At 62.4% G+C, this 12,298-nt stretch carries 14 protein-coding genes; 13 read left to right on the top strand and 1 reads right to left on the bottom strand.

The window, feature by feature from the left end; all coding sequences use genetic code 11:
- Positions 1-118 precede the first annotated feature (118 nt).
- The 12 genes from argS to tatC all read left to right on the top strand — a co-directional run bounded on the left by argS (position 119) and on the right by tatC (position 10,257).
- Positions 119-1,804, top strand: coding sequence for an arginine--tRNA ligase (argS, locus tag IE091_RS00130; protein ID WP_039181646.1), 1,686 nt, complete (start codon positions 119-121; stop codon positions 1,802-1,804).
- 3 nt (positions 1,805-1,807) lie between these two features.
- On the top strand, positions 1,808-2,590 hold the full coding sequence (locus IE091_RS00125) for an SPOR domain-containing protein (RefSeq protein WP_189462507.1): 783 nt from the start codon (positions 1,808-1,810) through the stop codon (positions 2,588-2,590).
- Positions 2,591-2,759: 169 nt separating this feature from the next.
- On the top strand, positions 2,760-3,293 hold the full coding sequence (gene hslV / locus IE091_RS00120; protein ID WP_016916135.1) for an ATP-dependent protease subunit HslV: 534 nt from the start codon (positions 2,760-2,762) through the stop codon (positions 3,291-3,293).
- A gap of 8 nt (positions 3,294-3,301) precedes the next feature.
- The gene (hslU, locus tag IE091_RS00115; RefSeq protein ID WP_189462506.1) at positions 3,302-4,624 is read left to right on the top strand and encodes an ATP-dependent protease ATPase subunit HslU; all 1,323 of its coding nucleotides are present in this window, start codon (positions 3,302-3,304) and stop codon (positions 4,622-4,624) included.
- Positions 4,625-4,710: 86 nt separating this feature from the next.
- Entirely contained in the window at positions 4,711-5,139 is a 429-nt protein-coding gene (locus tag IE091_RS00110) for a gamma-butyrobetaine hydroxylase family protein (protein WP_189462505.1), read from the top strand.
- 121 nt (positions 5,140-5,260) lie between these two features.
- Complete coding sequence (gene ubiE, locus IE091_RS00105) at positions 5,261-6,016, top strand: bifunctional demethylmenaquinone methyltransferase/2-methoxy-6-polyprenyl-1,4-benzoquinol methylase UbiE (RefSeq protein ID WP_016916132.1); 756 nt, start codon at positions 5,261-5,263, stop codon at positions 6,014-6,016.
- A 37-nt stretch (positions 6,017-6,053) separates the two neighbouring features.
- Positions 6,054-6,716 carry a ubiquinone biosynthesis accessory factor UbiJ gene (locus IE091_RS00100; protein WP_189462504.1) on the top strand — a complete coding sequence of 221 codons (663 nt, stop codon included), beginning with the start codon at positions 6,054-6,056 and terminating at the stop codon, positions 6,714-6,716.
- Positions 6,713-8,335 carry a ubiquinone biosynthesis regulatory protein kinase UbiB gene (ubiB, locus tag IE091_RS00095; RefSeq protein ID WP_081136348.1) on the top strand — a complete coding sequence of 541 codons (1,623 nt, stop codon included), beginning with the start codon at positions 6,713-6,715 and terminating at the stop codon, positions 8,333-8,335. Before IE091_RS00100 ends, ubiB begins: the two co-directional genes overlap by 4 nt.
- 54 nt (positions 8,336-8,389) lie before the next feature.
- A complete protein-coding gene (locus tag IE091_RS00090) occupies positions 8,390-8,743 on the top strand; it encodes a phosphoribosyl-ATP diphosphatase (protein ID WP_016916129.1) in 354 nt (117 codons plus the stop codon).
- 24 nt (positions 8,744-8,767) lie between these two features.
- The gene (tatA, locus tag IE091_RS00085; RefSeq protein ID WP_039181664.1) at positions 8,768-9,049 is read left to right on the top strand and encodes a Sec-independent protein translocase subunit TatA; all 282 of its coding nucleotides are present in this window, start codon (positions 8,768-8,770) and stop codon (positions 9,047-9,049) included.
- 3 nt (positions 9,050-9,052) lie between these two features.
- Complete coding sequence (gene tatB / locus IE091_RS00080) at positions 9,053-9,469, top strand: Sec-independent protein translocase protein TatB (protein ID WP_039181667.1); 417 nt, start codon at positions 9,053-9,055, stop codon at positions 9,467-9,469.
- Complete coding sequence (tatC, locus tag IE091_RS00075) at positions 9,466-10,257, top strand: twin-arginine translocase subunit TatC (protein ID WP_144979492.1); 792 nt, start codon at positions 9,466-9,468, stop codon at positions 10,255-10,257. Before tatB ends, tatC begins: the two co-directional genes overlap by 4 nt.
- An 84-nt stretch (positions 10,258-10,341) precedes the next feature.
- Here tatC and elbB read toward each other — a convergent pair whose 3' ends face one another.
- Complete coding sequence (gene elbB / locus IE091_RS00070) at positions 10,342-11,001, bottom strand: isoprenoid biosynthesis glyoxalase ElbB (RefSeq protein ID WP_096921476.1); 660 nt, start codon at positions 10,999-11,001, stop codon at positions 10,342-10,344.
- A gap of 185 nt (positions 11,002-11,186) precedes the next feature.
- On the opposite strand from elbB, the gene hemB reads away from it, so the two are divergent.
- Positions 11,187-12,194 carry a porphobilinogen synthase gene (hemB, locus tag IE091_RS00065; RefSeq protein WP_016916124.1) on the top strand — a complete coding sequence of 336 codons (1,008 nt, stop codon included), beginning with the start codon at positions 11,187-11,189 and terminating at the stop codon, positions 12,192-12,194.
- Positions 12,195-12,298 lie beyond the last annotated feature (104 nt).

Below are 12,298 nucleotides of genomic sequence, written 5' to 3'. Positions count from 1 at the left end.
CTGCCCCGGCCTGGAATACGGCTTTGAAACTGCGCGCCAATTGCCGATAATGGCCGTTTTGACGCTGCACCATTTGGGCGCTTGCACACGCCGCCACCGAAGACACCCGGATATTGACATGAAAGACACGATTATTGCTTTGCTCGAAGGCGCCGTTGATGCGCTCAAGCACCAAGGCGTGCTGCCCAACGATGTACAGCCGGTCATCAAGGTCGACCCCACCAAGGACAAAGCCCACGGCGACTACGCCACCAACCTGGCCCTGATGCTGGCCAAACCCGCCAGCATGAAGCCCCGAGAGCTGGCCGACGCCCTGGTAGCCGCCCTGCCCGCCAGCGACGCCATCCAGAAAACCGACATCGCAGGCCCCGGCTTCATCAACTTCTTTGCCGCCGCCGATGCCGCCGCCCAGATCGTTGCCCAGGTACTGGATAGCGGCGACGCCTTTGGTCGCAGCCTGATCGGCAAGGGCGAAAAAGTGCAGGTGGAGTTCGTCTCGGCCAACCCCACGGGCCCGCTGCACGTGGGCCACGGTCGCGGCGCCGCGATTGGCGACTGCCTCTGCCGCCTGCTGGAAGCCAGCGGCTATGACGTCACTCGGGAGTTCTACTACAACGACGCGGGCGCGCAAATCAACAACCTAGCGCTCTCCGTCCAGGCCCGTGCCAAGGGGCTGGGCCCCGAGGACGAGAGCTGGCCTGCCGATGGCTATCGCGGTGAATACATCGTCGATGTGGCCAACGATTACATGGCTGGCAAGACGGTCACCGCCGACGACCGCAAGGTGACGGCCAAGGCCGATGCCGACGACCTGGAAGCCATTCAGGCGTTCGCCGTGGCCTGGCTGCGCCGCGAACAGGATCTGGACCTCAAGGCCTTCGGCGTCGAATTCGACGTCTACTTCCTCGAATCATCCCTCTACGAGGACGGCAAGGTCGAGGCCACTGTCGAGTCCCTGGTCGCCAACGGCCACACCTACGAGCAGGATGGCGCGCTGTGGCTGCGCACCACCGACTTCGGCGACGACAAGGACCGCGTCATGCGCAAGCGTGAAGGCGGCTACACCTACTTCCTGCCCGACGTGGCCTACCACCTGAACAAGTGGCAGCGCGGCTTCAAGACCGTGATCAACGAGCAGGGCGCCGACCACCACTCTACCGTTACCCGCGTACGTGCGGGCTTGCAGGCACTCGGCGTGGGCATTCCGCAGGGCTGGCCGGACTACGTGCTGCACCAGATGGTCATGGTGACCCGCTCGGGCGTGGAAGTGAAACTGTCCAAGCGTGCAGGCAGCTACGTCACCATACGCGACCTGATCGACGAAGTCGGCCGCGATGCCACCCGCTTCTTCCTGGCCGCGCGCCGCGCCGACTCGCAGTTGACCTTCGATATCGACCTGGCGCGCTCCCAGTCCAACGACAACCCGGTGTACTACATCCAGTATGCCCATGCTCGGGTATGCAGCATGCTGCGCAAGGCCGAAGAGGCAGGCCAGCCCTTCGACCACGGCGTGGCAATGGCCAACCTGGCGCTGCTGGACAGCGATCAGGAAAAAGCCGTGCTCAACCGCCTGGCCCGTTACCCGGAAGTGGTCGAACATGCGACCCGCAATCGCGAGCCCCAGCAGGTGGCCCAGTATCTGCTGGATCTGGCGGGCGACTTCCACACCTGCTACAACGCCGTCAAGGTCATGGTCGAAGACGACACGCTGCGCAACACCCGCCTGGCGCTCGGTCTGGCCACGCGTCAGGTGCTGCGCAACGGGCTGGATCTGATGGGGGTCAGTGCCCCAGAGGAGATGTAATTCATGGCCAGCCCGCGTAACAAGCCGTCCCGTCGAGGCGCCACCTCGCAGCGTAAATCTGCTCGCCGCTCCGGCGACGGGTGGCGTATTCCCGGCTGGCTGTGGGGGGTGGCCGGGGTGGCCGCAGGCTTCTTCCTGGCGCAGCATCAGCACGGCACCGCCCCGTGGCAGGAGCAGAGCAGCACGCCCCAGGCCACGGTGCTGCCCAAGCCCTCCAGCGATGAGCGCGGAGACGCCCAGGGCACTGGGCAGGCAGCCTCGGCAGAGCCTGCCATGCCCACCTTCGAGTTCTACACGCTGCTTCCCGAAACCGAAGTCATCGCTCCGGGCGGCGCCATTCCGGCCAATATCACTCGGCCGGAAATCGCCGAGACTGCCGCAGAGGCCGCCAGCGACGCAGCAGCCTCGGACGACACGTCGCCAGGCGACACCGGCAGCAGCGCCAACGACCCGATTGCTCAGGTCATTGCCGCCAACACGCGGCCCAACGAACAGGCCGCCGTGGCAGCTACCCAGCCGCCTGCCGCCGCCAGCACAAGTTCCAGCACGCCGAACCGCTACGTGCTGCAGGCCGCCTCGTTTCGCGACCTCAGCGACGCCGAGCAGCTGCGCGGCCGGCTGCGCAACCTGAGCTTGCTGGCTCAGATCAGCGAAGTGCAGGCCAATGGCGACACCTGGCACCGTGTACAGGTAGGTCCTTACGAGGATACCCGAGAGCTGAACCGCGCCCAGGACCTGATGAGCACCCAAGGGATCGAACCCCTGCTGATACAGCTGCAGAACTGAGCTATCCCCCTGACCGCGCCTGAAGGCGCGGTTTTATCACCTGGCTTTCTCGAGCGGGCGGTTGATTTTTCATCAGCCGCCCGCATTTTGTTGGGAATCGCTTTTTTTACGGCCACCCAGGGTGGCCGATCAGTCATCGGGAGCGCGTCTCCCCCAAGGAGTTATCTCCATGACCACCATTGTCTCCGTTCGCCGCGGTAACCAGGTCGCCCTCGCTGGCGACGGCCAAGTGTCGCTGGGCAACACCGTGATGAAAGGCAACGCCAGCAAGGTTCGCCGCCTCTATCGCGGCAAGGTACTGGCCGGTTTTGCCGGCGGCACTGCGGATGCCTTTACCCTGTTCGAACGTTTCGAAGCTCAGCTGGAGAAGTATCAGGGCCATCTCACCAAGGCGGCCGTGGAGCTTGCCAAGGATTGGCGCACCGACCGCGCCCTGCGCCGCCTGGAGGCGCTACTGGCCGTGGCCGACCACAGCGCCTCGCTGATCATCACCGGCAACGGTGACGTGGTCGAACCCGAACGCGGCATCATCGCCATCGGCTCGGGGGGCAACTACGCTCAGGCCAGCGCCCGCGCGCTGCTCGAAAACACCGATCTCTCCGCCCGAGAAATCACCGAAAAATCCCTGCAAATCGCGGGTGACATCTGCGTATTCACTAACCACCACGTCACGCTCGAAGAGCTGAACATCGACGACCGTTGAGGCCCCTTATGACTCAGATGACACCCCGTGAAATCGTCCATGCGCTGGACCAGTACATCATCGGCCAGCAGGATGCCAAACGCGCCGTCGCCATTGCGCTGCGCAACCGTTGGCGGCGCATGCAGCTCGACGATGACCTGCGCCCGGAAGTCACCCCCAAGAACATTCTGATGATCGGCCCCACCGGCGTGGGTAAAACCGAAATCGCCCGCCGCCTGGCCAAACTGGCCCGTGCGCCCTTCATCAAGGTCGAAGCCACCAAGTTCACGGAAGTGGGCTACGTGGGTCGCGACGTGGAGTCGATCATCCGCGACCTGATGGAAGCCGCCATCAAGATGGTGCGCGAGCACGCCAAGGAAGAAGTCGGCCACCGCGCAGAAGATGCCGCCGAAGACCGCGTTCTCGATGCGCTGCTGCCGCCGCCCCGCGGCCAGGAAGAGCAGCCCCGGGACGATAGCAGCACGCGCCAGCTGTTCCGCAAGAAACTGCGCGAAGGCCAGCTGGACGACAAGGAAATCGACATCGAAATCACCGCCCAGAGCCAAGGCATCGACATCATGACGCCGCCGGGCATGGAGGAGATGACCAGCCAGCTGCAGAGCCTGTTCTCCAACATGGGCCAGCAAAAGCGTGAAACGCGTCGCGTTACCGTCAAGGAAGCCCTGGTGCTGCTGCGTGACGAGGAAGCGGGCAAGCTGGTCAACGAAGAGGAGATCAAGGCTCGCGCCGTCGAGGCCGTCGAGCAGCACGGCATCGTCTTCCTGGACGAGATCGACAAGGTAGCCAAGGGCAGCGGCCAGTCCAGCGGTGGAGAAGTGTCACGCGAGGGCGTTCAGCGCGACCTGCTGCCGCTGATCGAAGGCTCCACGGTGTCGACCAAATATGGCATGGTGAAGACCGACCATATCCTGTTCATCGCCTCCGGTGCTTTCCACCTGGCGCGGCCTTCCGACCTGATCCCCGAGCTACAGGGTCGTTTGCCCATTCGCGTGGAGCTGGACGCTCTCACTCCCGGAGACTTCAAGCGCATCCTCACCGAGCCTTCCGCCTCGCTGACCAAGCAGTATCAGGCGCTGCTGGGCACCGAAGGGCTGGACGTGGAGTTCACTGCCGACGGCATCGAGCGCATCGCGGAGATCTCCTGGCAGGTCAACGAAGGCACCGAAAACATCGGTGCGCGCCGCCTGCACACGGTCATGGAGCGGCTACTGGAAGAGGCCTCGTTCAAAGGCGGCGATATGGATAGCCCGCTGGTGATCGATGCAGATTACGTCAACGCGCAGCTGGGAGAACTGGCGGTGGACGAAGATCTCTCCCGCTATATTCTGTAACCTCTGTCGCACCCCGACACCTGGCTACCCTGGCCAGGTGTCGCTCGTGCCTGAGCGACGTAACGCCAACCATGAGTGCCCCGACCATGAACGCCTCCAACACCCACACGTCTACCCACACGCCCTCTAACACCGACGCCCCGGTCCCCACCCGAGTGCACTACCACAAGCAGGCCCGCGAGCTGGAACTCGGCTACGCCTCGGGCGACACCTACCGGCTGCCCGTGGAGCTGCTGCGCGTCTACTCCCCCTCTGCCGAAGTGCGTGGCCACGGTGGCGACACGGCGGTCCTGCAAGTGGGCAAGAAGGACGTCGGCCTGCAGAACATCACCCAGGCGGGTAACTACGCCCTCAAGCTGCACTTCGACGATGGTCACGACAGCGGCCTCTACAGCTGGAACTACCTGCACGACCTCGCGACGCATCAACACGCCTACTGGAACAACTACCTTGAGCGGCTGGAAGCAGCAGGCGCCTCCCGCGAGCCTGCGGGCATTCAATTCAAGCAGCTGTGACGCCGCGCCCCAGGTGAAGCGCAGACAAAGCAGGCTCGAGAAGGCTACAATGTTGCCAATCAATGATTGCGATGACCTTATGGTCGACTACTACCGCCTCGAACTCGGGAGCTGAAGCCCCATGAGCCCCACGGAAAAACGCACCACCCATTTTGGCTACCAGGAAGTCCCGGTCGACGAAAAAGCCTCACGCGTCGCCGATGTCTTCCACTCGGTCGCCGCTCGCTACGACGTCATGAACGACCTGATGTCCATGGGCATCCACCGTGTGTGGAAGCGCCTCACCATCGAGCGTGCTGGCGTTCGTCCCGGCCATCATGTGCTGGACATCGCTGGCGGCACGGGGGACCTGACCCTCAAGTTCTCGCGTCTGGTCGGCCCCCGCGGCAAGGTCGTCCTGGCCGACATCAACGCCTCCATGCTCAAGGTAGGCCGCGACAAGCTGATGGACAACGGCGTCGGTGGCAACGTCGAGTACGTCCAGGCCAATGCCGAGTGTCTGCCCTTCCCGGACAACAGTTTCGACTGCATCACCATCGCCTTTGGCCTGCGCAACGTGACCGACAAGGACGCCGCGCTACGCTCCATGGCACGGGTGCTCAAGCCCGGCGGCCGCCTGCTGGTGCTGGAGTTTTCCAAGCCCAACAACCCACTGCTCTCCAGGGCCTACGATGAGTATTCGTTCCGGCTGTTGCCCAAAATGGGCGAACTGGTCGCCGGCGACGGCGAAAGCTATCGCTACCTGGCCGAATCGATCCGCATGCACCCCGACCAGGAAACCCTGAAGGGCATGATGGAAACCGCCGGACTCGATCGAGTGGAGTACACCAACCTGACCGGCGGCATCGTCGCCCTGCACCGCGGCATCAAGCTATGACGCCTCGCACGCTGACCCAACGGACGATGAGGCCCGCATGCTAGTCACCCCGACCCTGCTGCTGGCCGGTTGTGAACGTACGCTGAACGCACTGCTTGCCCGTGACCCTGCTGCTCCTGGGCGGCTGGCCGCGCTGGCGGGCAGCCGCCTGCTGGTGCGTCTGGAAAAGCCACAGCTGGCGCTGCTGCTTTGCTATCACAATGCCGGACTGGACCTGCAGCACGGCGACGACGTCGATGAAAGCGACGTGGATGCGGTGGTCGAACTGACCCCGGAAACCCTCTCGGAGTGGCTCAGCGGTGCCTCCGTGGAGCGGCTGATGTTCGAGGGCAAGCTGGCCATTCGAGGCCAGGTGCACTTGCTGGAGGCCACCCGGGAGCTGCTGCTGGACCTGGAGATCGACTGGGAAGGCGAGCTGGCGCACTGGCTGGGTGACATGCCCGCCCATTCGCTGGCCGAAGGGTTGCGCCGAGCCGCGCGCTGGGGCCTGCGCGCCAAGGACGAGCTACTGCAGGATGTCTCGGAGTATGTCTTCGAAGAGGCACGCCTGCTGCCGGGCCGTCAGCAGCGCGACGTGCTGCGCGATCACCTCACCGAGCTGGAAATCGCCACCGACCGCCTGGATGCCAGACTGCAGCGCTTGAATCGGCGCCTTACCCAGCTGACCAAGGCCAGCGCGCCCGAGGAGCCGAGCGAATGAGCCTGCGGCTGTTCAAGATTCTCTGGGTAGTCACGCGGCACCGTTTGGACACGCTCGTACCTGCCGAGCGCATGCCGCTCTGGCTGCGGCTGCTGACCCGTTTTTCGCCTCTCCAACTGGTGCCGGTGGGCAAGCGCAGTCGCGGCGAGCGCCTGCGGCTGGCGCTGGAGGCACTGGGCCCGATCTTCATCAAATTCGGCCAAATGCTCTCGACCCGCCGCGACCTGCTGCCGGAAGACATTGCCGACGAGCTGAAACGTCTGCAGGATCAGGTGCCGCCCTTTGCTGGCGAGCTGGCAGCGGCCCGGGTGGAGAAAGAGCTGGGCATGACCCTGGTGGAGGCCTTTGCGGCCTTCGATCGCGTGCCTCTCGCCTCGGCCTCCATTGCCCAGGTGCATGCCGCCACCCTGCACGGTGGCGAAGAGGTAGTGGTCAAGATCATTCGCCCCGGCATCGACCGAATCATGCGCCAGGACATGGGGCTGATGTACCAGGTGGCGAAGCTGCTGGCCAAAGTGCCCGAAGCCAGACGCCTGCGCCCGGTAGAAGTCATTCGCGACTATGAAGCCACCCTGTTCGACGAGCTGGACCTCTACAAGGAGGCGGCCAACACCTCTCAGCTCAAGCGTAATTTCAAGGACTCGCCGCTCCTCTTCGTGCCCACCATCTACTGGCCCTACACGCGGCGACACGTGATGGTGCAGGAGCGCATTCGCGGCGTACCGGTGGCCGACCTGGAGACCTTGCGGGCCCGCGGCACCAATCTGAAAAAGCTCGCCGAGCGCGGCGTGGAGCTGTTCTTCACCCAGGTATTCCGGGACAACTTCTTCCACGCGGACATGCATCCCGGCAATATCTTCGTCAACTGTGACGACCCGGACGACCCCCAGTACATCGCCATCGACTGCGGTATCGTGGGCAGCCTCACCCGGGAAGACCAGGATTACCTGGCGCGCAACCTGCTGGCCTTTTTCCATCAGGACTATTACGAGGTGGCCTCCCTGCACATCGAGTCGGGATGGGTGGGCGAGAACACCCGTGCCAACGAATTTGCCGCGGCCATTCGTACCGTGTGCGAACCGATTCTGGAAAAGCCTCTGAAGGATATTTCCTTTGGGCAGGTGCTGCTGGGGCTGTTTCAAACGGCGCGACGCTTCAACATGGAAGTTCAGCCGCAGCTGGTGCTGCTGCAGAAAACCCTGCTCAACATCGAAGGGCTGGGGCGTCAGCTCTACCCGGAGCTGGACCTGTGGAGCACCGCCAAGCCCTACCTGGAGAAGTGGATGAGAGAGCGCGCGGGTATCGGCGGGCTCTGGGCATCGCTCAAGCGCCAGGCGCCGGAGCTTTCGCATCAGCTGCCAGAGCTGCCGGTGCTGGCACATCAGGCGCTCAGCCGCATGGAACATGAACACCGCCAGCGGCATCAGCAGGTCACCGCGCTCAGCCAGATGCGCCACCAGTTGAAACAACAGGGCAAACGCCAGCATCGGCTGCGCATCGGTCTGGCACTAGTGGCCATCGCGCTTGCCTGGCAGCCGCTGAGCAGTTGGGCCGCCACCCAGGATTGGCCGATTCTGGCAGCTGCCGGGGTCGGGTTGCTGCTGCTGATCTGGCAGTGAGCCTTTCCAGCGCGTGCCGGATGACACTCTATTGCGATGAATAACGAGAACACCATGACAGATGCCAACCAAGCTCCCGTACTGGACGCTCTGGCCGACGTTTTGAAACAGCGTCGCCATGCGCAACCAGAAGAATCTTATGTTGCCTCCTTGCATCATAAGGGTTTGAACAAGATACTCGAGAAAGTGGGCGAAGAGGCCACCGAAACGCTGCTGGCCGCCAAGGATGCCGAGCACGGCGATGAGCAGGCCCGTCAAGCGTTGATCGCCGAAACGGCCGACCTGTGGTTTCATAGCCTGGTCATGCTGTCGCATCTGGACCTGGACCATCAGCCCGTGCTGGACGAGCTTGCGCGACGGTTTGGAATCTCTGGTCACGACGAAAAAGCGTCCCGATCACAACGTTAACCCTGCATCCATGAGGAAACGCATATGTTAGGTGGTATCAGTATTTGGCAGCTGCTGATTGTTCTGGGCATCATCATCCTGATTTTCGGCACCAAGAAACTGCGTAACGTGGGCACCGACCTGGGCGGCGCGGTCAAGGGCTTCAAGAAAGCCATGCACGAGGAAGAGAAGGACGGCGACAAGCCCTCTGACCAGCCTCAGGCCAAGGTCGCCCACGAAGAGAACGGCAACACCTATGACGTTCAAGCTGAGCAGAAGCCAGCGGCAGACGTTCACTCTGGCGACCGCAACGAAGAGCGCAAATAACCCATGCTGGATATCGGCTTTCTTGAACTCATGCTCATCGGCGTCGTGGCACTGCTGGTGCTGGGCCCGGAACGCCTGCCCAAGGCGGCGCGCACGGCGGGTCTATGGATCGGCAAGATCAAGCGCACGGTATCCGGTATGCAGCGTGAAATCAGTGCCCAACTGGAAGCCGAAGAGCTGCGGCAAAAGCTGAATGAGCAGCAGAAAAAGCTCGATGACAGCCTGAAAAAAGCCAAGCAGGATGTCGAGAGCATTGCTGACGCCCCTTCAGCCTCGTCTGCCCAGCCTTCCGCCCAGGCAGACACCGAACAGCGGGTGGCCAGGGCCAGCGCACGACTGGATGACGCTTTGCAGACCGTGCGTGAAGACCTGCCGAGCGACACCGATACGGCCGATCAAAAGGATAGACCCCACTCATGAGCATGTCTGGCAACTCCCAGCCACCGCAAAACGACCAGGGCCAGGCGCCTCTCATCGAGCATCTGATCGAGCTGCGTTCGCGCTTGATGAAGGCGGTCGTGGTGATCCTGGTGATTTTCCTGGGGCTCTATGCCTTTGCCAACGATATCTACACCTTCGTGGCCGAGCCGCTGATGGCACTGCTGCCCGAAGGCTCCCAGATGATTGCCACCGAGGTCGCCTCGCCCTTCCTGGCACCTTTCAAGCTGACGCTGGTGGTGGCGGTCTTCATTGCCATTCCTTTCGTGCTGCACCAGGCCTGGGCCTTCGTGGCGCCGGGGCTTTACGATAACGAGAAAGCGCTGGCCATTCCGATTCTCGTTTCCAGCGTGGCGCTGTTTTATGCCGGGGCAGCGTTTGCCTATTACGTGGTGTTTCCGCTGCTGTTCGAGTTTTTTACCCAAACGGGGCCGGAAAATGTCGCGGTGATGACCGACATCAACCAGTACCTGAATTTCGTGCTCAAGCTGTTCTTTGCGTTTGGCGTGGCCTTTGAAATACCCATCGCCACGTTCCTGCTGATTCTCTCCGGCGCGACGACCGTGGAAAGCCTGTCGAAAAAGCGCCCGTATATCATTCTGGGGTGCTTTGTCGTCGGTATGCTGCTGACGCCGCCCGATGTGATTTCTCAGAGCCTGCTGGCGATTCCCATGTACTTGTTGTACGAAGTGGGGTTGCTGTTTGGCCGTCTGGTGCGCAAGCCCAGAAACGCCAAGCAAGCGCAGGCCGAGGAAGAGCAGACCGACTAGCCGTAGTGAATGCTGACGGCCATTAAAAAGCCTCTGTCATCCCACGATGACAGAGGCTTTTTCCCTACGGGCGGGCTTGCCAGCCTAGCCCATCATTTCATCGATACGGTCCACCAGCTTGAAGATGCCCGTGGCGGCTTCACTGATACGCGTCGCCAGCATATAGGCAGGCGTGGTGACCACGCGATGTTCGAGATCCACGACGATCTCTTCTACGCCGCAGCTACGGTGCAGCCCCCCCATGGCGCTGATCGCACCCGCCACACCGGGGTCATGCCCTACCGTCACGGCAATGCCATCCCCCAGCAGCCGTGGCACCATGACCGGGGCAATGCACATCAAGCCAATCGGTTTGGCGTCTTCCTTGAACCCTGCCAGCGCCTCCTTGACGCTTTCCAGCACCTGCATCTCGTCGCCTTGCATGGCAAAGTCGGACAGGTTCTTGGCAACGCCAAAGCCGCCAGGCACGATCACCGCATCGAAGTCATCGGACACCAGCTCGGTGATCGGACTGATCTCGCCACGCGCCAGACGGGCCGACTCCTGCAGCACATTGCGTCGCTCACCCTCCACCGGCGTCTGATCCAGGTGGTTGATGACATGGTGCTGCTCTACATCGGGTGCAAAGCAGCGATACCCGATGCCCAACTGATCCAGACGCAGCAGTGTCAGGGTCGTTTCGTAGATTTCCGAACCGTCGAACACGCCACAGCCGGCTAATACCACCGCTACCTGCTTGGTCATACCTCTCTCCTTGTCGAAGCCATGCGAATGGCTGAGTGACTCACTTTAGTCAGTCTGCCCTGCGGCCACAAGGCGGCTTTCGCTGCATGGCATGACTGATATACTCAACCCACGCCCAGAGAGTTGACCGCGCTGTTGGCCAATGCTCGTGGGGCACCCTTTTCGAGACTGCCTGGAGAGAGCCGTTGAACACCTCAAGCCCGCGCCACTTCCCCGCCACCCGAATGCGCCGCATGCGCCGGGACGACTTCTCACGCCGCTTGATGCAGGAGTCGACCCTGACGCCCAACGACCTGATTCTGCCGGTGTTCGTGCTGGAAGGCGAAAATCAGCGTGAAGCGGTGGCCTCCATGCCCGGCGTGGAGCGTCTATCCATCGACCTGCTGATCGAGCAAGCCAAAGAGGCCCATGCCCTGGGCATACCGGCCCTGGCACTGTTTCCGGTGATCGGCGCCGAGCAAAAAAGCGAGCTGGCCGAAGAAGCCTACAATGCCAGTGGCCTGGTACAGCGCACCGTGCGCGCCCTCAAGGAAGCCGTGCCAGAGCTTGGCATCATCACCGATGTGGCGCTGGACCCCTACACCAGCCACGGTCAGGACGGCATTCTCGATGCTCAAGGCTACGTGCAAAACGACCGTACGGTGGACACGCTGCTCAAGCAGGCTCTTTCTCATGCGGAAGCCGGCGCCGACGTCGTGGCCCCCTCCGACATGATGGATGGCCGGATTGGTGCGATTCGCCAGGTACTGGAGCAGGAGCAGCTGCACAACGTGCGCATCATGGCGTACAGCGCCAAGTACGCGTCGAACTACTACGGCCCCTTCCGGGATGCCGTCGGCTCCGCCGCCAACCTGGGCAAGGCCGACAAACGCACCTATCAGATGGACCCCGCCAACAGCGACGAAGCACTGCACGAAGTGGCGCTGGACATCGCCGAAGGCGCCGACATGGTGATGGTCAAGCCAGGCATGCCTTACCTTGACGTGGTGCGGCGTGTCAAAAGCGAGCTGCAGGTGCCGACCTTCGCCTATCAGGTGAGCGGTGAGTACGCCATGCACCGCGCGGCTTTCGACAACGGCTGGCTGGCCGCAGAGCCGGTGATTCTCGAATCGCTGATGTGTTTCAAACGGGCAGGTGCCGACGGCATATTGACCTACTTCGCGTTGGAAGCGGCGCGTCTTTTGCAGCGCTGACGCCATCAAGATGACAAATAGGTGACACCTGTTTGTCATCTTCCCCCTGCATACTTGACACAATTCGCGTTATAACAAGCAGCATGGGCAAGCGCCATTACCGC

The sequence above is a fragment of the Vreelandella hamiltonii genome (assembly GCF_014651775.1).
In the GTDB taxonomy this organism is placed as follows: Bacteria; Pseudomonadota; Gammaproteobacteria; order Pseudomonadales; family Halomonadaceae; genus Vreelandella; species Vreelandella hamiltonii.
The sequence above is the reverse complement of the archived record's forward strand: the minus strand, read 5'-3'. Positions and strand labels throughout refer to the sequence as shown.